Annotated in this window: 25 protein-coding genes and 7 pseudogenes; 5 read left to right on the plus strand and 27 right to left on the minus strand. The window is 49.8% G+C overall.

Annotated features, from left to right (window positions below; genetic code table 11):
• Nucleotides 1-31 precede the first annotated feature (31 nt).
• On the plus strand, nucleotides 32-121 hold the full coding sequence (locus A7983_RS24385; protein ID WP_235778073.1) for a SymE family type I addiction module toxin: 90 nt from the start codon (nucleotides 32-34) through the stop codon (nucleotides 119-121).
• Nucleotides 122-195: 74 nt separating this feature from the next.
• Here A7983_RS24385 and A7983_RS09040 read toward each other — a convergent pair whose 3' ends face one another.
• Both A7983_RS09040 and A7983_RS24825 read right to left on the minus strand, forming a co-directional pair.
• Nucleotides 196-573: a hypothetical protein gene (locus A7983_RS09040; RefSeq protein WP_005971252.1), complete on the minus strand. Its 378-nt coding sequence runs from the start codon at nucleotides 571-573 to the stop codon at nucleotides 196-198.
• Nucleotides 574-884: 311 nt separating this feature from the next.
• Nucleotides 885-986, minus strand: a pseudogene (locus A7983_RS24825) (type IV secretion protein Rhs); the annotation flags it as partial.
• Between the two features lie 236 nt (nucleotides 987-1,222).
• Here A7983_RS24825 and A7983_RS24395 point away from each other — a divergent pair.
• Nucleotides 1,223-1,420, plus strand: a complete 198-nt coding sequence (locus A7983_RS24395) for a SymE family type I addiction module toxin (protein ID WP_005971255.1) — start codon at nucleotides 1,223-1,225, stop codon at nucleotides 1,418-1,420.
• Between the two features lie 385 nt (nucleotides 1,421-1,805).
• Here A7983_RS24395 and A7983_RS24830 read toward each other — a convergent pair whose 3' ends face one another.
• From A7983_RS24830 to A7983_RS24845, 5 genes and pseudogenes are all read right to left on the minus strand, one after another.
• Nucleotides 1,806-2,099, minus strand: coding sequence for a polymorphic toxin type 50 domain-containing protein (locus tag A7983_RS24830; RefSeq protein ID WP_407670500.1), 294 nt, complete (start codon nucleotides 2,097-2,099; stop codon nucleotides 1,806-1,808).
• Between the two features lie 60 nt (nucleotides 2,100-2,159).
• A pseudogene (locus A7983_RS24835) lies at nucleotides 2,160-2,291 on the minus strand (RHS repeat-associated core domain-containing protein); the annotation flags it as partial.
• Nucleotides 2,292-2,474: 183 nt separating this feature from the next.
• Nucleotides 2,475-2,858: a hypothetical protein gene (locus tag A7983_RS09055; RefSeq protein WP_005971257.1), complete on the minus strand. Its 384-nt coding sequence runs from the start codon at nucleotides 2,856-2,858 to the stop codon at nucleotides 2,475-2,477.
• Nucleotides 2,855-3,121 (minus strand): annotated as a pseudogene (locus tag A7983_RS24840) (polymorphic toxin type 30 domain-containing protein); the annotation flags it as partial. The gene A7983_RS09055 and the pseudogene A7983_RS24840, both read right to left, overlap by 4 nt.
• Nucleotides 3,122-3,286: 165 nt before the next feature.
• Nucleotides 3,287-3,502: pseudogene (locus A7983_RS24845) on the minus strand (RHS repeat-associated core domain-containing protein); the annotation flags it as partial.
• Nucleotides 3,503-3,571: 69 nt separating this feature from the next.
• Here A7983_RS24845 and A7983_RS24850 point away from each other — a divergent pair.
• Nucleotides 3,572-3,800: pseudogene (locus A7983_RS24850) on the plus strand (SymE family type I addiction module toxin).
• 65 nt (nucleotides 3,801-3,865) lie between these two features.
• On the opposite strand, the gene A7983_RS09065 reads toward A7983_RS24850, so the two are convergent.
• The 7 genes and pseudogenes from A7983_RS09065 to A7983_RS23330 form a co-directional block, all read right to left on the minus strand.
• Entirely contained in the window at nucleotides 3,866-4,186 is a 321-nt protein-coding gene (locus A7983_RS09065) for a hypothetical protein (RefSeq protein WP_005971263.1), read from the minus strand.
• A 6-nt stretch (nucleotides 4,187-4,192) separates the two neighbouring features.
• A complete protein-coding gene (locus A7983_RS23320; protein ID WP_081503812.1) occupies nucleotides 4,193-4,501 on the minus strand; it encodes an EndoU domain-containing protein in 309 nt (102 codons plus the stop codon).
• A gap of 18 nt (nucleotides 4,502-4,519) precedes the next feature.
• Nucleotides 4,520-5,557: an IS630 family transposase gene (locus A7983_RS09070; protein ID WP_005968447.1), complete on the minus strand. Its 1,038-nt coding sequence runs from the start codon at nucleotides 5,555-5,557 to the stop codon at nucleotides 4,520-4,522.
• Between the two features lie 192 nt (nucleotides 5,558-5,749).
• Nucleotides 5,750-5,830: pseudogene (locus A7983_RS24855) on the minus strand (type IV secretion protein Rhs); the annotation flags it as partial.
• Nucleotides 5,831-6,036: 206 nt separating this feature from the next.
• A complete protein-coding gene (locus A7983_RS23895; RefSeq protein WP_152413549.1) occupies nucleotides 6,037-6,390 on the minus strand; it encodes a hypothetical protein in 354 nt (117 codons plus the stop codon).
• Nucleotides 6,391-6,511: 121 nt separating this feature from the next.
• On the minus strand, nucleotides 6,512-6,751 hold the full coding sequence (locus A7983_RS09075; RefSeq protein ID WP_005972594.1) for a hypothetical protein: 240 nt from the start codon (nucleotides 6,749-6,751) through the stop codon (nucleotides 6,512-6,514).
• 5 nt (nucleotides 6,752-6,756) lie between these two features.
• Nucleotides 6,757-7,137, minus strand: coding sequence for a TNT domain-containing protein (locus A7983_RS23330; RefSeq protein WP_161601949.1), 381 nt, complete (start codon nucleotides 7,135-7,137; stop codon nucleotides 6,757-6,759).
• Nucleotides 7,138-7,587: 450 nt separating this feature from the next.
• Between A7983_RS23330 and A7983_RS09080 the strand changes: the two genes are divergently transcribed.
• Nucleotides 7,588-7,932, plus strand: a complete 345-nt coding sequence (locus tag A7983_RS09080; RefSeq protein WP_039479428.1) for a SymE family type I addiction module toxin — start codon at nucleotides 7,588-7,590, stop codon at nucleotides 7,930-7,932.
• Nucleotides 7,933-8,011: 79 nt separating this feature from the next.
• On the opposite strand, the gene A7983_RS09085 is transcribed toward A7983_RS09080, so the two are convergent.
• The 11 genes and pseudogenes from A7983_RS09085 to A7983_RS09135 form a co-directional block, all read right to left on the minus strand.
• Nucleotides 8,012-8,347, minus strand: coding sequence for a hypothetical protein (locus A7983_RS09085; RefSeq protein ID WP_005972597.1), 336 nt, complete (start codon nucleotides 8,345-8,347; stop codon nucleotides 8,012-8,014).
• A gap of 458 nt (nucleotides 8,348-8,805) precedes the next feature.
• Nucleotides 8,806-11,544: pseudogene (locus A7983_RS09090) on the minus strand (RHS repeat-associated core domain-containing protein); the annotation flags it as partial.
• On the minus strand, nucleotides 11,502-11,957 hold the full coding sequence (locus A7983_RS09095) for a DUF4123 domain-containing protein (RefSeq protein ID WP_005972599.1): 456 nt from the start codon (nucleotides 11,955-11,957) through the stop codon (nucleotides 11,502-11,504). The pseudogene A7983_RS09090 and the gene A7983_RS09095, both read right to left, overlap by 43 nt.
• Nucleotides 11,958-12,104: 147 nt before the next feature.
• On the minus strand, nucleotides 12,105-12,803 hold the full coding sequence (locus tag A7983_RS09100) for an ankyrin repeat domain-containing protein (protein WP_005972600.1): 699 nt from the start codon (nucleotides 12,801-12,803) through the stop codon (nucleotides 12,105-12,107).
• A 65-nt stretch (nucleotides 12,804-12,868) separates the two neighbouring features.
• Nucleotides 12,869-13,567, minus strand: coding sequence for an ankyrin repeat domain-containing protein (locus A7983_RS09105; RefSeq protein WP_005972602.1), 699 nt, complete (start codon nucleotides 13,565-13,567; stop codon nucleotides 12,869-12,871).
• Between the two features lie 65 nt (nucleotides 13,568-13,632).
• Nucleotides 13,633-14,331: an ankyrin repeat domain-containing protein gene (locus A7983_RS09110; protein ID WP_005972604.1), complete on the minus strand. Its 699-nt coding sequence runs from the start codon at nucleotides 14,329-14,331 to the stop codon at nucleotides 13,633-13,635.
• Between the two features lie 65 nt (nucleotides 14,332-14,396).
• Nucleotides 14,397-15,095: an ankyrin repeat domain-containing protein gene (locus A7983_RS09115; protein ID WP_005972606.1), complete on the minus strand. Its 699-nt coding sequence runs from the start codon at nucleotides 15,093-15,095 to the stop codon at nucleotides 14,397-14,399.
• An 80-nt stretch (nucleotides 15,096-15,175) separates the two neighbouring features.
• The gene (locus A7983_RS09120; RefSeq protein ID WP_005972608.1) at nucleotides 15,176-16,546 is read right to left on the minus strand and encodes a PAAR domain-containing protein; all 1,371 of its coding nucleotides are present in this window, start codon (nucleotides 16,544-16,546) and stop codon (nucleotides 15,176-15,178) included.
• A 9-nt stretch (nucleotides 16,547-16,555) separates the two neighbouring features.
• Nucleotides 16,556-18,592: a type VI secretion system Vgr family protein gene (locus A7983_RS09125; protein WP_039479422.1), complete on the minus strand. Its 2,037-nt coding sequence runs from the start codon at nucleotides 18,590-18,592 to the stop codon at nucleotides 16,556-16,558.
• 188 nt (nucleotides 18,593-18,780) lie between these two features.
• On the minus strand, nucleotides 18,781-19,299 hold the full coding sequence (locus tag A7983_RS09130; RefSeq protein ID WP_014700322.1) for an Hcp family type VI secretion system effector: 519 nt from the start codon (nucleotides 19,297-19,299) through the stop codon (nucleotides 18,781-18,783).
• A 394-nt stretch (nucleotides 19,300-19,693) separates the two neighbouring features.
• Nucleotides 19,694-21,076 carry a PTS transporter subunit EIIC gene (locus A7983_RS09135; protein WP_005973409.1) on the minus strand — a complete coding sequence of 461 codons (1,383 nt, stop codon included), beginning with the start codon at nucleotides 21,074-21,076 and terminating at the stop codon, nucleotides 19,694-19,696.
• A 323-nt stretch (nucleotides 21,077-21,399) separates the two neighbouring features.
• Here A7983_RS09135 and A7983_RS09140 point away from each other — a divergent pair, with 323 nt between their 5' ends.
• Nucleotides 21,400-22,599 (plus strand): starvation-sensing protein RspA, encoded by a 1,200-nt coding sequence (locus A7983_RS09140; protein ID WP_005973412.1) that lies wholly within the window; start codon nucleotides 21,400-21,402, stop codon nucleotides 22,597-22,599.
• 3 nt (nucleotides 22,600-22,602) lie between these two features.
• Here the strand turns inward: A7983_RS09140 and A7983_RS09145 are convergent, their stop codons facing one another.
• Nucleotides 22,603-23,316: a GntR family transcriptional regulator gene (locus tag A7983_RS09145; protein ID WP_005973414.1), complete on the minus strand. Its 714-nt coding sequence runs from the start codon at nucleotides 23,314-23,316 to the stop codon at nucleotides 22,603-22,605.
• A gap of 54 nt (nucleotides 23,317-23,370) precedes the next feature.
• Nucleotides 23,371-24,522: an acetylornithine deacetylase gene (argE, locus tag A7983_RS09150; protein ID WP_005973416.1), complete on the minus strand. Its 1,152-nt coding sequence runs from the start codon at nucleotides 24,520-24,522 to the stop codon at nucleotides 23,371-23,373.
• Nucleotides 24,523-24,629: the final 107 nt, after the last annotated feature.

Raw genomic sequence — 24,629 nt, forward strand, 5'->3', positions numbered from 1 at the left:
GCCCTCCGCCATCAACCTTAACGGCTGCTGGCTGGAAGAGTGTGGCTTTATCACCGGGATGCCTGTCACCGTCGCGGTGGAGCGGGGTAGGATTATTATTGAGACGCAGATTAATCTGTAGTTGCTGACTAACAGCTAAAAATAAAATAGCAAGAAGGATCGTGAGATCGCTTCCGGTCTTTCATTAAAAATAAATCACGCATTAAATGGAGTTAATATTGTTTTATCAGGAGACGAATAAAACATTACGAAACATCCAACGCTAACATCCTCAATACCGAAAACTTCAATAAATATGACGTTTTTACCTAACTGTATAGTAACTACATCTTCTTCAATAGCGATAATTTTAGAGAAGACTTTATTCATTCCATTCTCAAAGGAAATTTTTTCACATAGGCGGTCAGAGTAAAGAATATTTACCCCCCATATATATTCAGAGTCAAAATCAATTTCAACATCATAATACTCTGATATACAAAATTCGCCTCCATACCATTTAGCGACTCCATTACCAAATGAAGTAGAAAATGCAATTTTATCAACAACCTCTTCAATCAGTTTAATTTTCATAAAATTTATTTCTTAAATGGCACTCTGACCACAAGGTTATCAACGTTCATGACATTGTTCTCAGTATCATGAGTCCATGTCTCTTCATGATAATGATGTTTTGTGGATTTGCTTCCCATTTCATGATTTCCATATCTTATGCTCCGCTTTCCATCTGCAGAAACTATTCTGTCTGGATCTGGTTCACCAGTACGAGGATGTATATTTGTATGTGGGCCTGGTCCTAAAAAGTCACCCCATTTATCAACAGCATCCTCAGGTTTAACCGGTTTCGGTGCATAGGTTTCATTATGATAACCACGCTCTGGAATTTCTTTTCCATCTTTTTCCGTCAGCCCCAGCGGATCAACCCACTCCAATGGATTATGCACATAACCCTGCGGCCTTATCCCTCCCGCCAGCCCTATCGGGTCATAGGGACAACTCCGGTGCAGTCGTACTTTTTAACGCACTTAATTAATTGAATTTAATTCCTTTTTGTGTGGTCTTCGACTTGTTTAACAACACCGTAACCCGAGCACCCCGACGCGCACTTTTACCCTCAGACACGCTACCGCCATGCTGTGACGTCCCTGTCTGCCTGCGCAACATCATAGCAGTGGCGTCAGCCGCTGCCATTACTCGTTTTGTTGTTGAACCGAGGTTTATCGTGGCGCGAGCCGTTCCGCAGCTTGCCTGTGGGACGGTGAAACGTCTGCCGGGCGTGGACTGGGTGGGTGACAACGGAGCACTGACGCTGGCAGGGGACTGGCTGATGCAGAGCGAGTTACTTGGCCAGCCGTTAATGATTGAGGTGCTGTCCGGTAAAATAACCATTCGGGCAGAACAGGGAAGTATGCTGGCGTAATAACACCGACCGCTAAAAATAAAAAGCCGGAAGAACCATGAAGATCGCTTCCGGCTTTATTTGACAAAAAATGACTACCTAACTAATTTTCGCGCCTCACAAAAACCCACCCCTTATAAGGGTTTAATGTCCCAATGGGGTCACATGATTTAACCAAATTTATTTCTTGGTATTCTAAATTAGGACATGAAGACATTATTTCGCTTATAGCTATATCGATAGCTTCATAATCGTCATCATCAGGTTCCGCATCCAAATACCCGTATATAATTATTTTATTATGATAATAATCATACGCTAATGACCTAACCTTCTTATTAACATTTCCGAGCAACGAGTTAAATATTATCAATTTAAGGTTTTGCATATTCATTTGACGATTAACCTAAAGAGTATCGGGTATAGCTGGAACAATGTGAGCGCCATTTTTCCCACAATGAATGATCCCCCATGATGTGGGCGTACCTGTCCCATTCATATCTTTATGAGTACCGGTCACGTCACCAAAATCTACTTTTAATTTATTATCATTAATTACCCTAGTCGTATTAATATTTCCGGAATGATAATTGTCTAACAACTCCTGAGGTTTAGCATTTATAACACTCTTACCATCAACATAGTTACTATGACCAGGTATATGTTTACCTTGTGCGCCATCGTGAATTTTTGTCGAAATATGAGGATTTTTAACTACTGGTTTTTGGCTATTTTCTGGTAAATTACCATTTGGATCCTTTGTAGTAAACCCCTGCGGGTCAACCCATTCCAGCGGATTCGTTACATAACCCTGCGGTCTAAAGCCGCCGTGTAACCCTATCGGATCGGGCGATAAATACTGTCAGCTTTCCGCATCATAGTAACGATGCCGGTAGGCCCAACTCGCCCTCGGCCATCAACCTTAAAGGCCGCTGGCTGGACGAGTGTGGCTTTATCACACCGTCACGGTGGAGCGGGGCAGGATTATTATTGAGACACAGATCAATTTATAGCAACTGACTACTAATAAAATAAAAAAGCCGGAAGGATCTTTGCGATCGACTCCGGCTTTTTATTATTTAATAAAATATGCTAAGCGCTCACCGGGCTTCAAATCCTCTCTCTTATAATAGAAAACAGTATCAAAGTTAATAGATATATCTTTTCCTATCACCTTAAAAGTAAATTCATTATCAGAATAGAATTCAACAATAAATTCATCTTCTAAATGGCTTTTAGATACTTTAATAAATTCATCATTCACATCACATGACCAATCCATCACCCCGCTAATAAAAGATGGTGACGTTATGATTATTTCAAAATTATGATAATACGATAGATCATGGCTACCAGATATGATCAAACTGTCTCGTTCATATAAAAAGACAGAGAAATCCAACCAACTTTGGTTCCAATCATGCTCTCTTATGCCAGATACTACATCTTGTTCTTTCATGGGATTATTCCATTAGGTAAAGGAATATGGGTGCTATTTGCTGCGGCAGGATTATATGTTGCACTGGTCGGTTTTAGGACAGATGTATGATACCAATTACCGTCAGGTGAAGCATATTCCCAACCATATCCTTGGTTATTCTTAGGGTTCACACCACTTTGACTTCTTCCGACCCTATATATAGAGCCACTTGCAGAATTACTTCCTGAAGGTGCAGTAGAGTCAGAACCATGAGCCCTCACTTCGTATTTATAATTTCCTGCTGTAAATTTTTCTTTAAAATTAGCTGGGTAATTTTACCCTGACAAACCTTGTCTATGTAATGAATAATCAAATATTTCCTGAGGTGATGCGTTCTTAATTGCCGCATGAGCCTCAGATGCATTCATGCCTTTAGAACGATTGTATTTATACCAATCATATAAATCGGGGCAAGCAGCTAAACCCAGCGGATCAACCCATTCTAATGGGTTGTGTACATATCCCTGCGGCCTTATTCCCCCACCCAGCCCTATCGGGTCCGGCGACAGATACTGTCCGCTCTCTGCATCATAGTAACGATGCCGGTTGTAGTAAAGCCCCGTTTCCGCATCGTACAACTGCCCCTGATAGCGCAGTTCGCAGTAGACTTCCTTGTTCGCCGCGCCAGTGAACGTCGCCTTCCTCGCGATTGTCTTCATGGGAATAAATCCACCAAAACAGAGCGTTACTACATCGTGGGATACGCCCCGCACAAACCTGTTATAAACAGGTTTGAACAGCTTTAGCTGGCCCGCAGGGCGAGCCTCAAAATGAGACGAGTAAAATGGTAAATCCAATCCGCCCTCCGCCATCAACCTTAAAGGCCGCTGGCTGGAAGAGTGCGGCTTTATCACCGGGATGCCCGTCACCGTCACGGTGGAAAGAGGCAGGATTGTTATCGAGACGCAGATTAATTTATAGCGGCTGACCAGACTATAAAATAAAATAGCCGGAAGGATCGCGAGATCGCTTCCGGCTTTTATTTTTTAATTATTTTTACTTAACAACAGTTCTTTCCAATCTTCTAAATATTTTCTAAACTCATCAGTCGAAGATATATCGATTTCCTCTTCAGAGTATTCGTTATATATATTCACCCCAGTTTTTCTAACAGTAAGAGTATGTGCATTACCAGTAGTTTCCCAGACAGGAATTTTTCCTGAAATGACATCATCACAGGCTAATATACACTCATTAACTCCAGGCAAACTACTTTGTATATCTCCTTGAAGAAAGTCAGAAATAACATGTAAATCCCATTCGGTTTCACATACAGGATACCCGTCACTGCCATAGTAATATTTCATATACTCTCACTCATGAATAGGATATGCGGTATTAATATTCCCGGTTTTATCCAACCATCCCTCTATTTTCACGCCACTAGGAGAAATTCCAGACCATTTACCATCTGATGAAACAGTACCATTATTATAAGCTCCTCTTATTTCCGACATAACTTTCTGTCTATTCCAAGAATCAGGGAAAAACGATGAGTCTCGACCTTTAGCTACCCAAGTACCAGAGGATTTATCGAACACTTCAACCTTAGCTGTATACACACCATGTTGATTCGGAGCATTAGTTATTTTACCTATTCTAGCTTTTCCTTCATGTCCAATACTAAATAACTTTGCATATTATCGCTCCACTTTAGCCAGACCATGATGATTGCCGGGGAACGGTGAGGCCGCATTCATAAATTGATTTACCCGACCCAGCAATTGCCACATATATCGGCACTGATGGTTACGCGTTATGGTTTCGTGCAACGACAGCCACAGCAATTCTATTGGATTCAGCCACGGCGAATACGTTGGCAGGAACAACAACCGGAACTTCTTATTTTTCTCCAGCCAGCGCTCCACCTTGTGGCTTTTATGGATAATGTAGTTATCTACCACTATCGTGAGCGTTTTTGCTCGCCGGTATGTGCGCCGTAATGCCTCTAACAGGTTGATAAATAAATCAGTGCACTTGCTGTTACCGCCGACATAATGGACTCGCCCCGTGTCCGAATGCAGTGCACCTGCCAGATAATGTTTTTGGTTATGTCCCGGCGTAGTAATACGCTTCTGTTGTCCTTTGAGCATCCAGTCCGCGCCGATTTTCGGGTTCAGGTCGATATCGACTTCATCCTGATAGAATACCGGATGGTCTGTCTGCTTCCGGGCGACAGCGTGTTCGATAGCGAGTCGCTTTTCCTCATAGTGCGGGTCTTTGATTTTCAGTGTCGGTGCGGCTCTGCGCCAGACAATACCCGCTCGTCTCAGGTAGCGGTGCAACGTGGCGGGATGAAGCGCTACATTAAAAAGCCGATTAACGATAAGTGCCAATAACTCAGTGCTCCAGCGGGAACGCAGCCAGCCAAAGTCCTGAGGGGAACGCTGAACCAGAAGCGGCAAAATATGCAGGATATCCGCGACTGGCCAACGTGGTTCTCGTCCAGACCTGAGGCTCTTTAATCCTTCAACGCCATGTAAAGTAAACCAATTTATCCATCTTCCGACGGATGAGCGAGCGGCACAGAGCAGTCTTGCGACGTCGGTGACGGTCATTCCCCGATGCAGCATCAGTATGGCGATGAGTCGTCTGGAATGGTTTTTATCGCGAGTCTGCTGGGCTTCTTTACGCATTAGTCGTCGTTCTTCATCAGGGATTGCTGCTATGATCGGCATCGCTCAGTCCGGTTGGTGATTTGTTTTGATTTGGCGATTGATCAGATCGCATAACTCGGACTGAGTTCCCTTCAAGTGATCTACTATTTGGCGAAGCTATTTAGCTCGGTGATGAAAACCTACGGCTTTACGATTCTTATTTATTTCACCATGAAACACATGTTCCGCATTGATTTTAGGATCACGCTTATCCAGCCCCAGCGGATCAACCCACTCCAATGGATTATGCACATAACCCTGCGGCCTTATCCCCCCACCCAGTCCTATCGGGTCATAGGGACAACTCCGGTGCAGTCGTACTTTTTAGCGCACTCAACCTATTGAAGCAACAGCCTTTTTAAGTCACGTTTTTTGCCAGCTTAACAACGTTTTAACCCCAACACCCCGACGCGCACTTTTGCCCGCAGACACGCTACCGCCACGCTGTGACGCCCCTGTCTGCCTGCGTCACATCATGGCAGCGGCGTCAGCCGCTGCCATTAGTCGTTTCCTGTTGAACCGGGGTTTATCGCGGCGCTTCCCCGTTCCGCAGCTTGCTGTGGGACGGGGAAGCGTCTGCCGGGTGCGGGCTGGCGAGGCCCGCAAGACAAGCCGTTAAGCAGGGTTGGGGCGGGGGCGAGGTGAAACCCTTCAGCGGAGGCCGTCAGGCCGACAACCCCTTGTTCTGTTGACGTTGATGTTTGCTGAAGGCTGACGCCGGAACCAATGCCGCTAGGGAGGGCGGCCACACCGTGGGAGCCAGGGAAGGAACACCAGGGCTGACAGCAGAGGGCGCAGCCCTGTGCGCCACACCGCACCACAGAGCTGAACCCCGGCGGCCAGCCGTTAAGCATTGAGGTGCTGCCCGGTAGGATAACTATTCGGGCAGAGCAGGGAAGTATGCTGGCGTAATAATACCAACAGCTAAAAACAAAAATAGCCGGAAGGATCTTTTCGATCACTTCCGGCTATAATTTATTTTACTTTACCAATAACAATTGCATTAATTTGATCATATATATATTCGCAGGCTTCATCTTCTGTCGGGAAACTTACCATCCCAGTTCTAATCCCTCTTTCTGAGTAATAAACAATCCAACAGCCATTTTCATGATCGAGACATAACTTTTCACTTGGTAAACGGCCATCCAAAGAATATAACGTTCTCGATACTTTCTCTTTGATAAGTCTTTCTTTCAGCTCTTTTTTATTCATAAATATCACCGTCTCTTTAACGAACCATCCTCCACCAGATTTATTATCTTATCTGGTAAGTCGTACTGAGTTCCGCCACCCTCATATCCGAACCAACCTTTAATATCGCCGACATCAACAGTAATCGGTCTAGTGACTTCATAAACACTATAAGGTCTACCATCCGACCCCGGTTTCAAGGCTCTATCTCTATACGGAACTCCTTCAGGAGAGGCGAATGTTCCATATTCAGTACCATACCTATCAATTGTAGAACCGGGTAATAATGTAAATTTAGATGAGTCGCCATCGAAGCCTCTATTTGGCGGCCACTCATTACGAGTTGAATAATCTAAGAAATTAGATGATTCCCTGGCTCTCCGGCTTGCCTCAATATTATCAAGCACTCTCTGCCGCTGTTCACATGCAGATTCAGCCAACCCCATCGGATCTACACGGGTCAGAGGATTATGAACATAGGCTTGCGGCCTTATTCCTCCCAGCAGCCCTATCGGGTCATAGGACAACTCCGGTGCAGTCGTACTTTTTAGCGCACTCAACTTATTGAAGCAACAGCCTTTTTAAGTCACGTTTTTTGCCAGCTTAACAACGTTTTAACCCCAACACCCCGACGCGCACTTTTGCCCGCAGACACGCTACCGCCACGCTGTGACTTCCCTGTCTGCATAAGCCACATTATGGCAGCGGCGTCAGCCGCTGCCATTACTCGTTTTGTTGCTGAACCGGGGTTTATCGTGGCGCGAGCCGTTCCTCAGCTTGCCTGTGGGACGGTAAAGCGTCTGCCGGGCGCAGCCAGTGCAGCGGGGTTGGGGCAGGGGGGTTATGGGTGGTGCACGATGAGTATTCATTACACATTCCAGCGCGGCGACCTGCCGGAACTCACGCTGACGGGCCACGCACTGCAACAGGCGGGATTTGTCGCCGGGACGTTGTTTCGTATTAACCTCTACCGTAACGGCTTAATACTGACGCGACTGGATGAGGACACCGATATTGCGGCGCTGATGGCTGAACTGGACGGCAGCGAGACCGAAGGCGCGGACTGGGTGGGTGATGACGGGGAACTGACGCTGGCAGGGGACTGGCTGACGCAGAGTGGGTTACTCAGCCAGCCGTTAATGATTGACGTGCAACCCGGTGAGATAACTATTCGGGCTGAGCAGGGGACTATGCTGGCGTAATAACACCAACCGCTAAAAATAAAAGCCGGAAGGATCGTGAGATCGCTTCCGGCTTCATTTCAATAGAATAATTTAATATCTAGACATATTTATCAAGAGTACTCATTATTTTAACCAAGAAGCTTTTTTTATTCGTAATTTCATAATCAAAAACAAAATCTACCTGATTAAATACATCCTCGAAATCACTATTATTAATCGCTAGTTCTAAGGATTGAATCACCTTACGTTTAGCCTCAATGGTATAGGATTGAAACCAAGGAACAACAATTAATTCTATTATATCCTCTTGTTCAAGAACGTCATTAATATTTCTATTTTTTATTAACTCATAATTCTCATCGGTAACAACATTGTCATCAAGTGATGACAGCAACCCGACTAGAGCTGCATATTTTAAATTAATATTACTCATTATCTCCCCCATTGAGGAAAAACAGTTATTGGTTGTCCGTTAGGATTTAATATCACTTTTGAGGTAGTAGACGTCCCATATGCTAAGCTACCTTTTTTATATCCTTCACCAATAATTTTTCCATGCTCTACTTCAGCCTTGAGGATGGAACCTCCTGACTGCCTATATACCGTCTGAGCCCTCTGAATCGCATTTAATTGATCTCTGTGACTATAAAAACGAGTTGCTGCTGGCGGTATACGTTGTCGAGCACCTGTTGTTGGATTCGTACCATTCGTTGCTCGTTCAAGCTGTGATTCTAAGGATGTTTGAGCTCCGTGTCTTTCTAGGAAATGTCCATCAGGCGTTGCATTTTCTATTTCCTGTAATCGTCGGTGTGCATTTGCTTCAGCAAGCTCATTAATTCTTGCCTGCCGTTCTGCCCTCGACATTTTCTTCGGATCAGTCTTACATCCAGATTCAGCTAATCCTAGCGGGTCAACATATGTTAGCGGATTGTGAACATACCCCTGCGGTCTTATCCCGCCGTGTAACCCTATCGGGTCCGGCGACAGATATTGCCCGCTCTCCGCATCATAGTAACGATGGCGGTTGTAGTAAAGTCCTGTTTCTGCATCGTACAACTGGCCCTGATAGCGTAGTTCGCAGTATACCTCCTCGTTTGCCGCATCCCCGAGATAGCGCCTTAGCGGGATAGGGCGGCGCTCTTCGCGGTGCGCCCCCCACAGACCCTGTTCGCCGCGCCAGCGAACTTCCCCCTCCTCGCTGCACAACTCTCTGGCGGTTCCTGTCAGGTCGGTGACGATGTAGTGCAGTTGCGTGCTGCCGCTCTGTGCCTCGACCTGTGCCAGTGGCCGGAAGCTGCCCGGCTCGTACACCCATTGCACTTCCCGTGCCGCTGACCCGTCCGCCCGGTACTGCTGCTGGCCGATAAGTTGGTCACCATCCCAGCGGTACGCCACCCGTGCTACCGCCTGCGCCGACGGGGTCTGCCCCTCGCGCACCTTGTTGATCCTGCGACCAAATGCATCGTAACGATAGCGCCATCGCGCGCCGTCCGGCAGGCTTACTCGCACCAGCCGGTCCTGCACGTCCCAGTCAAAGTGCGTTTCCTTCGGCCTGAACCCCGGACGCGTTTCCCGTTTTATCGCCAGTCGCCCGCAGTCGTCATACTGGTACTGCGTATGGCCACGCTCTACCACGCGGCCGGCCGCATCATACCGTGCCGACGATTGCACTACCGCGTCCTGCACCTTCAGCGTCTCAGCCAGACCCGGCGCTATCTGTGACACTTCACACAGGTTCTGTTCGCTGTCGTAGCCAAACAGGCGGGCCTGACGCCGACGGCCTTCATCACGGCGTTCCGCCGTCACTTGTCCCGCCCCGTTCAGCCGGAAGGCCTGCTCACCCCAGTGACTGTCACTGATACCGGTCAGACGGTCCAGCACATCGTACTGGTAGCGGCGCTCCAGTACGTCATTGACCCGGCCATCGGCCCCTTCCAGCGCCTGACGCTGCAGCAACCCCGTCGGGCTCCATTCATGGCGTAATGCAAACCCGCTGCCGTTGCTGCGCAGGTGCTCTTCGCCCGCTGCCGTGTGGCTGAATTGCAACGGCTGGTGTGAACCGATACCCAGCGACGACAGGCGTCCCGACTGCCACGCCAACTGCAGCGGTGCCAGAATTCCCTCCACGACTGCACGCTGGCCACTGGCATCGTAACCGCTTTGTACCGCCTCGCCGTTGACCGTTTCTGATGTCACCTGACCGGCCCGGTTATAGGCGTATTCCACCACCGCATCGGGGCTGGCGGCTTTGGTGAGCCGTCCCGCGACGTCATAGGCCAACTCGGTGATGCCGTCCGTTTCCCCGTCGGCTTGTCGTGCGGTGATACACGAGATGCGTCCCGCCGCATCATGTTCGTACTGCAGTGTGCTGCCATCCGGCGCGGTGCGCTGTACCAGACGGTCTGCCACATCGTAGTAATAGCGGTACACCCGGCCGTCGTAATGCCGCTCCTCACTCAGTCGTCCGCAGTGGTCAAAGCTGTACGTCCAGTCCCGTCCCTGGCTGTTTGTTACGCCAGCGAACTCGGCTTCCGCATTGTAGTGGTAGTGTACCGTGGCCCCCAGTGGGTCGGTTGCTTCCAGCAGGTTATCGAACGCGCCATAGCGGAACTGGTAGCGCTGCCCCAGCGCATCCGTCACGGCCGTCAGGTTGCCTTCCACATCGTAACCAAACCGTGTCTCGCTGCCGTCTTCATACACCACTGTCGACGGTGACTCGCGCACGCCATCATACTCCCAGCGTCGGACCTGCACGCCCGCCTCATGCCCAATGTGCCGCTCCGTCAGACGGTCAAGATCGTCGTACCGGAACGTCACGGGTGGTGCATTATCCCGCTCAAGGCTACTCAGCAGGCCACGGCGGTTGTAGTGATAACGCTGCAATACGCCGTCCGGCGCTATCACGGTCGACAGTTGCCCCGTTTCGCCATAACGGTACAGCCACTCGCGTCCTTCCGGATCGTTCACTTCGATAACCTGACCGGCTTCGTTACGGTGGTAACGCCATTCGCTGCCGAGTGGGTCGGTATAGGCCAGCAGTTGCCCGTTGTCGTCATACGTATATTGATGTGTGGCCCCATCAGGCAGAGCTACCTCGGTCATCTGCCCCCAGTCATTGCGCTGGTATACCGTGCGGCCACCCAGCGGGTCAGTCTCCGCCACCAGTTGGTTGTTGACCCACTCAAACCGGGTCTCACCCCCGTCAGGCGCGCGTTTGAGCAGAATATTGTTGCGTTCGTCGCGCACATAGCTGAATACCCCGCCAAACCCGCTGTGGTAATGGCTGGTCAGGGTATCATCGTCATATTCAAAGTGACCCGGCCAGTAGCCTTCCGAGGTTCTGTCCCGGATTGCACGGCCTTTTTTATCGTAATCGTGCTCAACCCTGGTCGAGCCTAAATCTGACCAGCGCAGCAGCCAGCCTTCCGGCGAATAGCGATAATCGAAGTTACGGCCATCATCTGCACGCACGCTTAGCAAATGTCCGTGGTCATCATAGGTATAGTTGGCCAGCGTTTTTAATGGCTGACGCTGCGACGTACACAGCGTGAGTGCCGTAATTCTTCGGTGTTCTGTGGTGACATGAATCAAGCGCCCGTCCGACAGCGTAACCCAGCGCAGCTCGCCCAGTACCCATTCGAAAGCCACCCGATTGCCCGCCGCATATAGCTACGAAATAGTGCTCTTGTACCGTCAGGCCAGAGACAGAAAATGCGTTGCTGCCAAAAATCAGTCATTTGCTGTAATGTCAGTTCGCCATGTATGAGGATCACGCTACCGTGTCGCTCTGGCTGTGTATCGGTCAGCCAATGCAGCAATGTTTCTCCTGGCTTGCCTTCTTCTACTTTCACCACAATAGGGGCCCACATCTGCCAGTTTTTGGCATCCTTGCCAAAATGCAACTGTTGCCATATATCCGCCGCCGCAGGTTGAAAAACCTGCCAATATTCAGGTAGTTTGGGATAACTCAGCGGTGAAATAATCGCATACAAAGGCGCATCAAACTGGCTGATTTCAAACAGAGTATAACCGTTTGTCATCATCGTTATTTGCCTGTAAATAAATGAGATAATTTTAATTAAATGAACGTGTGTTAAGCTCCACAGCAACGAGCAGATAATCAGCCTGATTATCTGCTCGGGATTTTTATGACGTGAAACGAATAATAAAAACCGTACATCGAAAGGATATTACAACGGTAGCCCTTTTTCCCAACGCGCCCTAACTTCAGCAGGCTGCAACGGTGGGAATTTAACGTTGCGATCTAGCAATTGCTGTTTTACTTTCAGCGCCCAGGGATAATGAGGAGATTTAGGAGACATAATCGATAAACTGTCTTCAACGGTAAAAGCGAGATTACTACCCGTCTCATCATAAATATGGATATCTGCGCCTTGTTCTATCAGCCAATAGGTAATCTCATATTTATTCAGATAAGCAGCATAGTGGGCACTATTTCTTTTGGGACCATCGACTAAATTCAAATCAGCCCCTCGTTCTACGAGCAATTTTATATCAGCCCAACGTTCCTCACCAATAGCGCTAAATATTGCTGGCTGACCACGACGGTCAATCGCATTCGGATCGCCCCCTGCATCCAGAATAATGCGAAGCCAGTCTGGATCTTTAGCTCCAGCGACTGAATTGACCGCACTGTCACCAAAGCCGTCTTTATAGTTCGGATCGACACCCAGTTTAAGCGCCAGCCTGACCGCTTTTTTATCCTGCGTTTCATAAATTAGCCACAGCAGCGGTGTTACACCTTCTTTTCCCTGAATATTCAGGTTAAGGCCTTGTGACAGTTGATGACGGGCCGCTGTTTCATCGCCTTTCTGAATGCTTTGCAATACTGCCACCACTGCTGGTTCAAAAAGTTCACTCGCCCGCATACCGTGTCCTCCTGCCTGACAAGCGGTAAATAGTGGCAGGCACGCAAACAGCCAATACCACCATTTCAAAGAAGTTCTCCTTTTTCCCAATGCTCCCGAACTTCAGTAGGCGACAGCGGTGGGAATTTAACGCCGCGATCCAGCAATTGCTGTTTTACCTTCAGCGCCCAAGGGTAATGAGGAGATTTAGGCGACATGATCGATAGGCTGTCATGTACTCGCCACGCCAAGCTACTTCCGGTAGCCGAATACGTATCGAATTTTGCACCTTGTTCAATCAACCAATAAACGATTTCGTATTCGTTTACATAAGCCGCATAAAGGGCGCTATTTCTTTTATTTTGATCGGCTAAATTCAGATCCGCACCTTTCTCAACGAGTAATTTAATATCAGCCCACCGTTTTTCATTAATGGCACTAAATATCGCGGGCTGACCGCGACGGCCAATCGCATTCGGATCGCCCCCTGCATCCAGAATAATGCGAAGCCAGTCTGGATCTTTAGCTCCAGCGACGGAATTGACCGCACTGTCGCCAAAGCCGTCTTTATAGTTCGGATCGACACCCAGTTTAAGTGCCAGTCTGACCGCTTTTTTATCCTGCGTTTCATAAATTAGCCACAGCAGCGGTGTTACGCCTTCTTTTCCCTGAATATTCAGATTAAGGCCTTGTGACAACTGATAACGAGCTGCTGTTTCATCGCCTTTCTGAATGCTCTGCAATACCGCCACGACAGATGGCTCAAAAACCTCACTCGCCCGCATACTGTGTCCTCCTGCCTGACAAGCGGTTAACAGTGGCAGGCAGGCAAGCAGCCAATACCACCATTTCAAAGAGGTAGTCCTTTTTCCCAACGTTCCCTCACTTCAGCAGGCTGCAACGGTGGGAATTCGACACCGCGATCCAGCAATAGCTGTTTTACTTTCAGCGCCCAAGGATGATGAGGCGATTTAGGTGACATGATGGATAAGCTGTCTTCAACACTCCAGGCTAAGCTAGCCCCCGTAGCCGAATAGGTATTAACATTAGCGCCTTGCTCAATCAGCCAATATGAGATTTCATACTGGTTAAGATAAGCAGCATAGTGAGCGCTATGGGTTTTTTGCCCGTCAGTTAAATTTACGTCAGCCCCACGTGCCACCAGTAATTTTATGTTGGCCCAGCGTTCTTCGTTAATGGCGCTAAATATTGCTGGTTGCTCAAGGCGTCCAATGGCATTCGGATCGCCTCCCGCATCCAGAATAATACGAAGCCAGTCAGGATCTTTAACACCAGATACTCGGTTCACCGCACTATCACCAGATCCATCTTTATAATTTGGATCGATACCCAGTTTAAGCGCCAGTGTGACCGCTTTTTTATCCTGTGTTTCATAAATCAGCCATAACAGTGGCGTCACGCCTTCTTTTCCCTGAATATTCAGGTTAACACCCTGCGACAACTGATAACGAGCTGCTGTTTCATCGCCTTTCCGAATGTCCTGCAATACTGCCACCACCGGTGGCTCAAAAAATTCGCTCGCCCGCATACTGTGCCCTCCTGCCTGACAAGCGGTTAATAGTGGCAGGCACGCAAGCAGCCAATACCACCATCTCAAAGAGGTTCTCCTTTTTCCCTACGTTCCCTCACTTCAGCAGGCTGCAGCGGTGGGAATTTAACGCCGCGATCCAGCAGTTGCTGTTTTACCTTCAGCGCCCAAGGATGATGAGGAGATTTAGGGGACATGAGCGATAGGCTGTCTTCAACAGTAAAAGCGAGATTACTACCCGTCTCATCGTAAATATGGATATCTGCACCTTGTTCTATCAGCCAATAGGTCACCTCATATTTGTTCAGATAAGCAGCATAGTGGGCGCTGTTTACCTTGGTGCCATCAACGAGATTCAAATCAGCGCCTCTCTCAACGAGCAATTTAATATCGGCCCAACGTTCCTCACCGATAGCACTAAATATTGCTGGCTGACCACGACGCCCAATGGCATTCGGATTGCCTCCTGCATCCAGAATAATGCGAAGCCAGTCCGGGTCTTTAGCTCCAGCGACTGAATTGACCGCACTGTCACCAAAGCCATCTTTATAATTTGGATCGACACCCAGTTTAAGCGCTAACGTGACGGCTTTTTTATCCTGCGTTTCGTAAATCAGCCATAATAGCGGTGTTACACCTTCTTTTCCCTGAATATTCAGGTTAACACCCTGTGACAGTTGATAACGTGCCGCTGTTTCATCACCTTGTTGAATACTCTGTAATACTGCCACGACAGATGGCTCAAAAAGCTCACTCGCCCGCATACTGTGTCCTCCTGCCTGACAAGCGGTTAATAATCCCAGAATAATGACGCTCAACCATTTTATACGTGCCAACCATCGCATTATATTCCCCTGAATGTATTGGTTATCTTCCCGATATCTTCCTTTTTCTGGCTTTCAATACCTGCAATCACTTGATCCATACCGTGGCGAGCAATCGGCGAGCCTCCTACTGCAGGAAGTGCCATCATATCACCGCTTGCTTTTGGTAGACCCCCCTCTAACAGTTTTGCTACGCCGACAATGCCACCCAGTGCCGCACCAGCGACTCCGCCAATCAATGCTCCCGCACCGGATAGCAAGCCGGGAATCAAGGCTTTACCATAAGTTTGTGCCATGGTTAACACTTCGCCATCCACCGCCTGCGTCTTTATTAATGACGCTGTTTTCGCCAGGTCAGCGCCACCAACGCGCTCCACAGTATTGGTATGCAAGCCAGCAGCGTTAAAGGTATAACCTGGTAACCCAGTCACACCGACGCCAGCGGATGCTAAACCACCACCTAATGAATGCCCTACGATGACAGGAGGGGGAGAGAGGACGTTTTTTACCCGCTTTGCCAAATACATCGCTTGATTATATTGATCCGTCTCCAATCCCATACCTTGCCCGGCATTAGTCAACCAATCTTTAACCCCCGTTACCGCATTATTCGTTCCCCGATAGGTCAACATTGTTTCGCCATTAATAGCTGACTTGAACAAGGCAGAGCCAAATCCTGTTTTCTTATCCATAAAATCATTGTCTGTTAGGCCTGGAAGCTGATTCGTATCCAGAAGTTCAAGGCCAACCGGTGCTTTCGGCAACTTATCGAGCACGCCTCGTCGGAATTCATCGACCGAATAAACATACTGGGCTGCCTCGGCGCGTAAGATGCTGTCGTTGTTAAACGCCAACCGTTTTGCCGCATCGGCTAACCCTGGCAGCGTTGCCGCTTCGGTTGCCAATTTTGCACGCGCCAGATAGCGATCTTTACGTTGGGCGATAGTGAGCAGGTCATCAAGAATGGGTAACTCGGCGACCGAAGCCCATTCGATTAACGTCGGCAACAACATCGGCGCCAATGCTAGTAGGGGAGCGCGGCTTTTCGCCGATTGTTCGGCACATGCTTTCACCGGGGACTGATAGGGGGTATCACCAATGATCACGTTCCCACTGCCTGCGGCGACCGAGCCGCCACAGCCAATTGCATCACCGATACGCGCTGCCAGCTTCCCATTGATGATGACCGTACCGGAACCTGCGGATATCGCCCGATCGTGTATACCGTGAGGCATATTCGGACAAGGGCAGGCATGGAGTAAAACGCCATCGCCTTTACGGGCCGCCGGTTTGCCATTGATGATGACATCACCGCTGCCTTCAATAATTGGGGTAGCAGGGAAACAACCGTGACCCGCGCAACTGTCCCCTAAACGTGCAGCACCTGGCATAGTTCCTCCTTATCGTCTGTCTGGCGCATCGGGCAGGGTGGGCTTCGTGGGATCTTCTGGCGTAACCGACACGGGCGCTGTCCCCACGCCAGCCGCACCGCCATCGTTGATTTTCACAATCGTCCCGGAAATTGTGACACCCGCGCTATCAATCTTGATAAAACCGCCAGGCGCTTTAATCGTCAGCGCTTGTCCCGCTTCCAGCACAATGTCTGCGGCTTTCAGGTAGCTGTCCGTATTCACCAGAACATGCTGGTGTGCGCCGATCAGTGTCTCTTCAGACCCGGACATCGTGGTCTGACGGCTCCCTTCGATTTGGGTAACTTCTCCCCCGCCGATGAAGCGCTTGAACGAAGAACCTATCTTCTGAATAAAACTCCGACCAATTTCCTGATGATGATCCTGACCGATGTTTTCAAAATCATCCTTGCCTATCGTGCGGTGACGGTGGCGTTCTACGCGTTGGAACTGATCCTGAGCCACGGTGAGATGCTGATCGCGCCCTACGCTCTGTCGGTGGATGTTGTTGATGACACCATCCATATCTTTCTGCGCGTGGTAATAAATTTGTTCGCGCGTCGCCTCATCTTCAAAGCGCAGTTCGTTGAAACCGCTGCCTTTATGCGTATCGGTACGAAGTGTTGTACGCGTTTTATGTGCCGGTAAAACATACGGCGTTGGATTAGTCGCATGAAAGGTCCTGCCGGTGACAATCGGCTGGTCCGGGTCGCCTTCGAGGAAGCTGACAATCACCTCATGGCCGATGCGCGGGATGGCTATCATGCCGTACTGGCCGCCGGCCCAGCCCTGACTCACTCGTACCCAGCAGGAGCTTTGGTCATCACTTGCGCCGTAGCGGTCCCACGGGAATTGCAGTTTGATCCTGCCATACTGGTCGCAGTAGATTTCTTCACCGGCCGGCCCTACCACCGTTGCAATCTGCGGGCCATCCACCATGGGTTTGTACGGCATGACGGCTCGCCAGTTTTTTTTCGCACTGATAACTTCAAAACTGTTGCTCATCGTCGTCGGTTCGCCACCGCTTTCCTCTTCCAACGCCTGTGGCTGCTGCCCGATATGCGTCACGCTCACCGTTTGCCACACCGTATTCAGCGTCGCATTCGGATGTTCGGTTAACGTGAAACGACGGCCCGGCATCAGCCCCGCGCAGTTTGATTCGCCTTCGCTCGTTACCGCCTCTGAACGCAGTGCATCCAACCGGTAGCTGCTGAACGCTTTGCCGCTCGGATCTTGTTTATAACGCCCTGGATAGTCGTAATGCTGATAGCTTTCACGTTGGTGTTCCAGTTCGCTGCTCATCTTCTTGTGTGACAGCCCGTAAGCCGGCGTCTTGAAGCTGTAATCCTTCAACTCCACTTCTGCCGTACTCACCCGCTCCGCATAGTGGAAACGCCGGACATATTCGCCTTCACTCAGCCCCTGCGTCGCCAGATTGAAGAACAGTTCGGGGCCTTTCGCCAGAGCCCCGGCATCATCGGCAAAGACCACCCGGTGTTTGCCTTCCTCAAACTCATGGAAGAAGTACAGCCCTTCCTCGGCTGCTAGTCGGGTGACAAACGCCAAATCACTTTCGCGGTACTGCACGCAGTACTCACGCGGGGAATGGTCATGGCGTAACGAGAAGGCGTAGTCGGTAATCCCGGCTTCTTCCAGCAGGGTGCTGATAATGGCGTCTGGCTTCTGCGCCTGAAAGATGCGGGCGTTGGTGCGTAAACCCAGCCGCCACAGCGCCGGACGCACTTCTGCCCGATAGCGGGTGCGGCGAAAACCGGTGTCGCCCTGTGTGAAACCACTGATAATCCCGCTGACCCGGCGTTTTAGCTCGCCCTCATACCAAATCATCAGCTCGCACGGCTGGTCCAGCACCGCGCCAAAATCCACATCCGACGATGCGCTCGCCAAACTCAGCGATAGGCTGAAAGGCCGGTTAAGCGCCTCGCTGAGCTGAAAATCCACCACTGCAAAGGTGCTTTCCGGCAACGCGCCGACCTTTACAGTGAACTGCAATCCTGTACTGTTGGCCATCCGTTCTCTCCTCCATCCTTCGCTGCCGACATGGCTACCGCACGCACTGGATCTCCCCAGAGCGGCACGTCGCTATTGTGATTGCTGAAATACCCGATTACTGAAATACCTGAGTGGGGGTCTGCGTCTGCCCACACCGCCGCTCAGGCAAAAAACCCGGCACGGTGGCCGGGTTGGAGACAGAACGATTAAGCTTCGACCGGCGCGCGCCAGTCGTCGGAACCAGAGGTTCCCGCGACGGTGTGCTCCCAGTCGATTTTGCGGTAGGCCAGCGAGACTTCAATCAGTTGGGTGTAGTCCAGCTTGGCCGGGTCCTGGCAGTGTGGCATCTGGCAGTTAACATCCACGATGGTGGCATCGGTCAGCACGGTAGAGAAGAAGTGCTCCTGTTTGCCTTCCACCGAGGTGCGATACCACTTCAGGGTGACGGTTGGCAGCATTTCACCGGAGGCGAGGGCGTTGTACATCAGCGGCACCGCTTTGTTCAGTGCGACGGTGAATTTAAACGGCTTGTGTACACGCTGACCGGATGGCTGACCGGACTGCGGGTCGGTTGGTACGGTAACGACGTGCTTGAATTCCTGCACCAGCATTTCGTCTTCGTGGCCTTCCACGTAGATGTTGCCGACAGAGTCAGAGGTGAAAGCACCCGCAGTAATGTTGCCCTGAGTTTTTCCTTCGATGCTGATATAGCATGGAGTTGGCATGGTATTGCTCCTTGTTGTTGAACGAGTTGAATAACTTCACGTTCTGTATAGCAATTCGCATGCCAATTTTTATCCTGTTGTTTTTGCTGATGAATCACTTAAGTCATGTTTTCCTTAAGCCAAATTTGAGCAAGAAGTTGCGCAGAATGCGCAGTGATGCTGAAAGTTTCCCTTAGTGCTGAATTAATCAAAGGAATAACCAATTTAAATGTGTCGTATTGATAGGTTAATGACAAATAAGGTGATAATTTGTACACCTTTGTGATGGGTGTAAGTAAGTGATTACTAACATTGATTATGCAAAATATGCATGAGAAAACTTAAATGCCCGTAACACGAGCAAAAAACGGGTACTGCTATCACGCAACACCCGTCTGTTTTATTGCCATGTGGATCAGGGCATTGCGGCCTGTCTGGAGGCTCTGACAACCAGAATGTAGGTCAGAGTAAAGGAAAGCACGACGGCGATAGCCATACCGGAGATGGCATAGCTAAAGTACGGGCCGATATAAGCTGGCAGGCTGAAAATACTCGACAGAATGTAGCCATACAGCCGGACACCAAAGTACGCGATAAAAGCCGAGGCGATGGAGCTGGCAACGGTGGCGGAGATAAACGCTTTTTTATACTTGGTCAGCACGCCGAAGAGCGCGGGCTCCGTAATACCGAGTAGCGCAGAAACCCCAGCAGACAGCACGACCGATTTGTCCTGACGGGTTTTGGCATGGAAGTAGATGGCAAACGTCGCACCTGCAATGGCCATATTCGCCATACACATCATTGGCATCAGCATATCGAAACCTTGATTGCTGAAGTTTTGCAGCGCAATCGGCGTCATCGCGTGATGCATTCCCGTCAGGATCGCGACAGGTCGAATCGCACCGACCACGAAACCCGCAAAGATAGACGACACATCGAACAGGCTCTGAATAAACAGTGCCAGCAGTTTACCGAGATAGATCCCGAATGGCCCGATAATCGTGAGGGACACCAGTGCGGCGATAAACAGCGTCAGCGTTGGCGTAAATACGGTTTTCAGGATCGAAGGCATGATACGGTCGACCCAACGATGGATATAGCTCAACGCCAGCACGGAGAAAATCACTGGAATGACGCTAGCCGCATAGTTGAACACGGGGATGGGGAGTACGCCCATGAAGTAAAAGGCGCTGACCGCATTAGGGCTATTGCTGGCGAGTGCCTTCGCCGCTTCTATCAACGACGGGTACATCAGGCAGGCGGCGACAGCCGCTGCCAGATATTCGCTGGTTTTAAATATCCTGGCTGCGGAGATGGCGAGGAAGAAAGGTAAGAAATAGAACACACCGCTGGCGATCAGGTCGAGAACGATAACGGTATCGGTTTTGGCAGAGACCACTTTCAAGGCAATCAGCCCAGCCAGCAGCCCTTTGATCATCCCGGCACCTGCGATAGCAGGTACGATCGGACCAAATACGCCAGAAACCGTATCCATGAACAGTGAAATCAGCCCTTTTTTCTGCTTTTTCGCGTCTGGCTGCGCCGTGGCGGTAGGAGAAAGCTGCGCGTTCAACAGTTCGTAGTATTCATTGACCTGTGGCCCGATAATAATCTGAAATTGTTCACTCTGGTGTTGTGCACCTAATATCCCAGGCAGGTTTTTTATTGCGTCGGTTTGTACTTTACTTTCATCAATTAAATCAAACCGAAGCCGCGTCATACAGTGCCAGGCTTTATTTATATTATCGTTTCCGCCAACCAGTTTAATGATTGACTGAATAACCTCATTTTTTCCCATGGAATAAACTCCCCAAATCGCCTTATGTTATTTCTGGCCGAATTATTTCCTAAGATAGTAGGAAATTAAAAAATAAAAAACAAACCAATAAAACATGAGATTCATCACATGATTAGCCTTAAAGGGGGTGTTTGTTGTTGTTATTCTGTAATTGGTCTGGTTTTTTAATAAATTTAGCCAGTTTTCCAAACCAAAATAATTCTTTTAAAGAATAGGTTTACAATAAAAGAAAAAATAAGTAGAAAACAAAAAAAGAAACTGATTTTAGACTGTGTTTTTTACCGGATATGGCTATTTCGGTAAGCGCACCGGAGGATATTTTTGTGTTGCCGACAATCATCACTGACATTGAATGTCTCGTTACCCGCCCCGACCGTCATAATTTAGTGACGGTGGTGGTTCATACGGATAAAGGCGTTACGGGTTATGGGTGTGCGACTTTCCAGCAACGTCCGCTAGCCGTAAAGGCGATGGTGGACGAGTACCTCAAGCCGCTTTTAGTGGGAAGAGATGCTAACCATATCGAAGATCTGTGGCACATGATGATGGTCAACGCCTATTGGCGTAATGGGCCGGTTATCAACAATGCCGTTGCAGGCGTTGATATGGCGCTGTGGGACATCAAGGGTAAGCTGGCGGATATGCCGCTCTATCATCTGTTTGGTGGGAAATCTCGCGATGCGATTGCCGCTTACAGCCATGCTGCCAGCGATACGCTGGACGTACTGTATCAGGAAGTAGAGCGGCTTTATGCGCAGGGCTATCGCCATATCCGCTGCCAGTTAGGGTTCTATGGCGGTAATCCCGATACGCTGCACAGCACGCGGCAGCCAACGGAGGGAGCCTATTACGACCAGGATCAGTACATGGCTAACACGCTCGCCATGTTCCGTGCCTTACGGGAGAAATACAGCGATCGTTTTCACATCCTACATGATGTTCATGAGCGCTTGTTCCCGAATCAGGCCGTGCAGTTCGCCAAAGCAGTAGAAGTTTATCGTCCCTATTTTATCGAAGATATTTTGCCGCCTGCACAAAACGAGTGGCTGGCGCAGATCCGCAGTCAGAGCGCGGTGCCGCTGGCTACGGGAGAGCTGTTTAACAACCCGGCCGAGTGGCAAAATCTGGTGATTAACCGCCAGGTTGATTTCATTCGCTGTCATGTCTCACAGATTGGCGGGATTACGCCAGCGCTGAAACTGGGCGCGTTCTGTCAGAACTTTGGCGTTCGGCTGGCGTGGCATTGCCCACCGGATATGACGCCTATCGGCGCGGCGGTCAATATTCACCTCAATATCCACCTGCATAACGCCGCGATTCAGGAGTTTGTCGCTTACCCGGAAAACACCCGCAAGGTTTTCCCGCAGGCGGTGGAACCAGAGAATGGTTATCTGTATCCGATTGAACGCCCCGGTATCGGCGTTGGGATCGATCTGGACGCGGCACGGCAGTTCCCCGTCGTCTATCGTCCGCACGAGTGGACGCAAAGCCGCCTGCCGGATGGCACGATGCATACGCCTTGAGTCTTACGGTGACTGGCGGAAGGTCAGGTTATCGCGGTTGAAGGGGATGACGTAGGTACAGGCGTAGTTAATGTCGATGATGTCGCTCGATTCGTACACGCGACCACCCTGTAAAATACCGCGATTAAGGATATGCATCGCTGCCGTACCTTTCTTGCAACCCAGTAGCTCAGCCTGTGCTTTGGTGATGTTAACCGCCTGATAATGTGTCAGATAGTGTGAAATCGCATAGCCCTTGCTGAGCACATACTGCTGAATAGAACCTTCAATAATCTTCTGACTCATCTCCGGGAAGTCTGCGGCAGGCATTTTCGAGATCTCGATCTGTACTTTGCGGTTATCGACATAACGTAACCGACTGAATTCCCAGATGAACGAATTTTCGCCGATAGCAAATACCTGCTGCTCCTCTCGGTTCGGTAGCCGTTTATGTAGGCTAAGCAGGCGAGATGAAATCTGAGTAAATTTCTTTTCGGTAATCGAGTTATAAACCAGCGGGTTACTGCGCACGCCCTGATTAATAAAGTTACCCGATCCTTGCACCATATGGATCGCGCCGATACTGGCAAGCTTTTCCAGCGCCTGACGAATAGTGAAGCGCGACACGCCGTATTCTTCCGCTAACTGGCGCTCCGGCGGTAACTTTTCTGGCAGCGGATCGGTGTGCTGATAGATTTTGCTCAGTAAATCCTGCGCAATGAAATCTTTCTTTTTCATGTGCTGTCTCAAAATAGCCCTACCAGCGTGACTGACAGGGCCGTTTGCGTCGGATCAGTGGTGGCAGAAGTGATGAATAACCTGCGAAATCAGTTCCCGTGTCGGTTTGATAAACGCGGTATCAATATATTCATCCGGCTGGTGCGCCTGCTCGATCGAGCCCGGCCCCAGGACCAGTGTCGGACATAGCGTCTGAATAAACGGTGCTTCGGTGCAGTAGTTCACAATCTCCGTTTTCGTTCCCAACAGATTCTCCACGACTGATATCAGACGGTGATCGGGCGGACACTCATAGCCAGGGATCGGCGGATGCAGTTCGCTGACGGTCAACCGACCCGGCCAGCGCTGGCTAACAGGCTCAAGCGCTTCAGACAGCAGTCCATCGAGATCGTTAAGCGTAATACCCGGCAGCGGACGAATATCCATATGCAGTTCACAGCAGCCACAGATACGGTTGGCGGCATCGCCACCGTGAATATGACCAAGGTTCATCGTGGGATAAGGAATGTGGAAAATTGGATTGTGATAGCGTTCCTGTAGCGTGTTACGCAACACCAGCAAGTGAGAAATCGCCTCGTGCATCAGCTCAATGGCGTTCACGCCGCGCGAAGGATCGCTGGAGTGGCCGGACTGTCCCTGAATACGGATCGCGTTGGACATGTGGCCTTTGTGCGCCCGCACCGGTTGCAGCGAGGTCGGTTCGCCGATGATGGCGCAGTCTGGGCGAATCTGCGTGGATTCGGAGAAATACTTTGCGCCTGCCATGGTCGTCTCTTCATCGGCGGTTGCCAGCACATAGAGCGGCTTCGTGAGCTTGGTGGGATCGATATCGCGCAAGGCATCCAGAATAAAGGCAAAGAAGCCTTTCATATCCGCTGTACCTAAACCGTACAGCTTGTTGTCGTGCTCGGTCAGTGTGAATGGGTCGCGCGTCCAGCGGCCATCGTCGAACGGGACGGTGTCGGTGTGCCCTGTCAACAACAGGCCACCTTTTCCTTCACCAATCCGCGCCAGCATATTAAATTTATTGAGGGTGCCGGGGACCGGTTGGACTTCTACGTGGAAGCCGAGATCGCCGAACCAGCCTGCCAGCAGGTTGATTAAGGTATGATTACTTTGATCGAGCGCGCTGTCGGTGGCACTGATGGACGGTGTGGCGATCAATGCCCGATATAGCTCAATAAAAGGGGGTAAATTCATCTTCACTGTTGACAGCCTCTGGTTAGGATAGTATCAATATTCATGCATTTATTTTGAATAAAAATACAATATTGCTCGGCGAAAGGAAACCCAAAGGTGCGGCGATGACGATT

The organism is Pectobacterium wasabiae CFBP 3304 (assembly GCF_001742185.1).
In the GTDB taxonomy this organism is placed as follows: Bacteria; Pseudomonadota; Gammaproteobacteria; order Enterobacterales; family Enterobacteriaceae; genus Pectobacterium; species Pectobacterium wasabiae.

Coding starts and splice junctions, on each gene's coding strand:
- A7983_RS09040 (WP_005971252.1), bottom strand. CDS start 573: ATGAAAATTAAACTGATTGAAGAGGTTGTTGATAAAATTGCATTTTCT.
- A7983_RS09055 (WP_005971257.1), bottom strand. CDS start 2,858: ATGAAAGAACAAGATGTAGTATCTGGCATAAGAGAGCATGATTGGAAC.
- A7983_RS09065 (WP_005971263.1), bottom strand. CDS start 4,186: ATGAAATATTACTATGGCAGTGACGGGTATCCTGTATGTGAAACCGAA.
- A7983_RS09070 (WP_005968447.1), bottom strand. CDS start 5,557: ATGCCGATCATAGCAGCAATCCCTGATGAAGAACGACGACTAATGCGT.
- A7983_RS23895 (WP_152413549.1), bottom strand. CDS start 6,390: ATGCTTAACGGCTGGCCGCCGGGGTTCAGCTCTGTGGTGCGGTGTGGC.
- A7983_RS09075 (WP_005972594.1), bottom strand. CDS start 6,751: ATGAATAAAAAAGAGCTGAAAGAAAGACTTATCAAAGAGAAAGTATCG.
- A7983_RS09080 (WP_039479428.1), top strand. CDS start 7,588: ATGAGTATTCATTACACATTCCAGCGCGGCGACCTGCCGGAACTCACG.
- A7983_RS09085 (WP_005972597.1), bottom strand. CDS start 8,347: ATGAGTAATATTAATTTAAAATATGCAGCTCTAGTCGGGTTGCTGTCA.
- A7983_RS09095 (WP_005972599.1), bottom strand. CDS start 11,957: ATGATGACAAACGGTTATACTCTGTTTGAAATCAGCCAGTTTGATGCG.
- A7983_RS09100 (WP_005972600.1), bottom strand. CDS start 12,803: ATGCGGGCGAGTGAACTTTTTGAACCAGCAGTGGTGGCAGTATTGCAA.
- A7983_RS09105 (WP_005972602.1), bottom strand. CDS start 13,567: ATGCGGGCGAGTGAGGTTTTTGAGCCATCTGTCGTGGCGGTATTGCAG.
- A7983_RS09110 (WP_005972604.1), bottom strand. CDS start 14,331: ATGCGGGCGAGCGAATTTTTTGAGCCACCGGTGGTGGCAGTATTGCAG.
- A7983_RS09115 (WP_005972606.1), bottom strand. CDS start 15,095: ATGCGGGCGAGTGAGCTTTTTGAGCCATCTGTCGTGGCAGTATTACAG.
- A7983_RS09120 (WP_005972608.1), bottom strand. CDS start 16,546: ATGCCAGGTGCTGCACGTTTAGGGGACAGTTGCGCGGGTCACGGTTGT.
- A7983_RS09125 (WP_039479422.1), bottom strand. CDS start 18,592: ATGGCCAACAGTACAGGATTGCAGTTCACTGTAAAGGTCGGCGCGTTG.
- A7983_RS09130 (WP_014700322.1), bottom strand. CDS start 19,299: ATGCCAACTCCATGCTATATCAGCATCGAAGGAAAAACTCAGGGCAAC.
- A7983_RS09135 (WP_005973409.1), bottom strand. CDS start 21,076: ATGGGAAAAAATGAGGTTATTCAGTCAATCATTAAACTGGTTGGCGGA.
- A7983_RS09145 (WP_005973414.1), bottom strand. CDS start 23,316: ATGAAAAAGAAAGATTTCATTGCGCAGGATTTACTGAGCAAAATCTAT.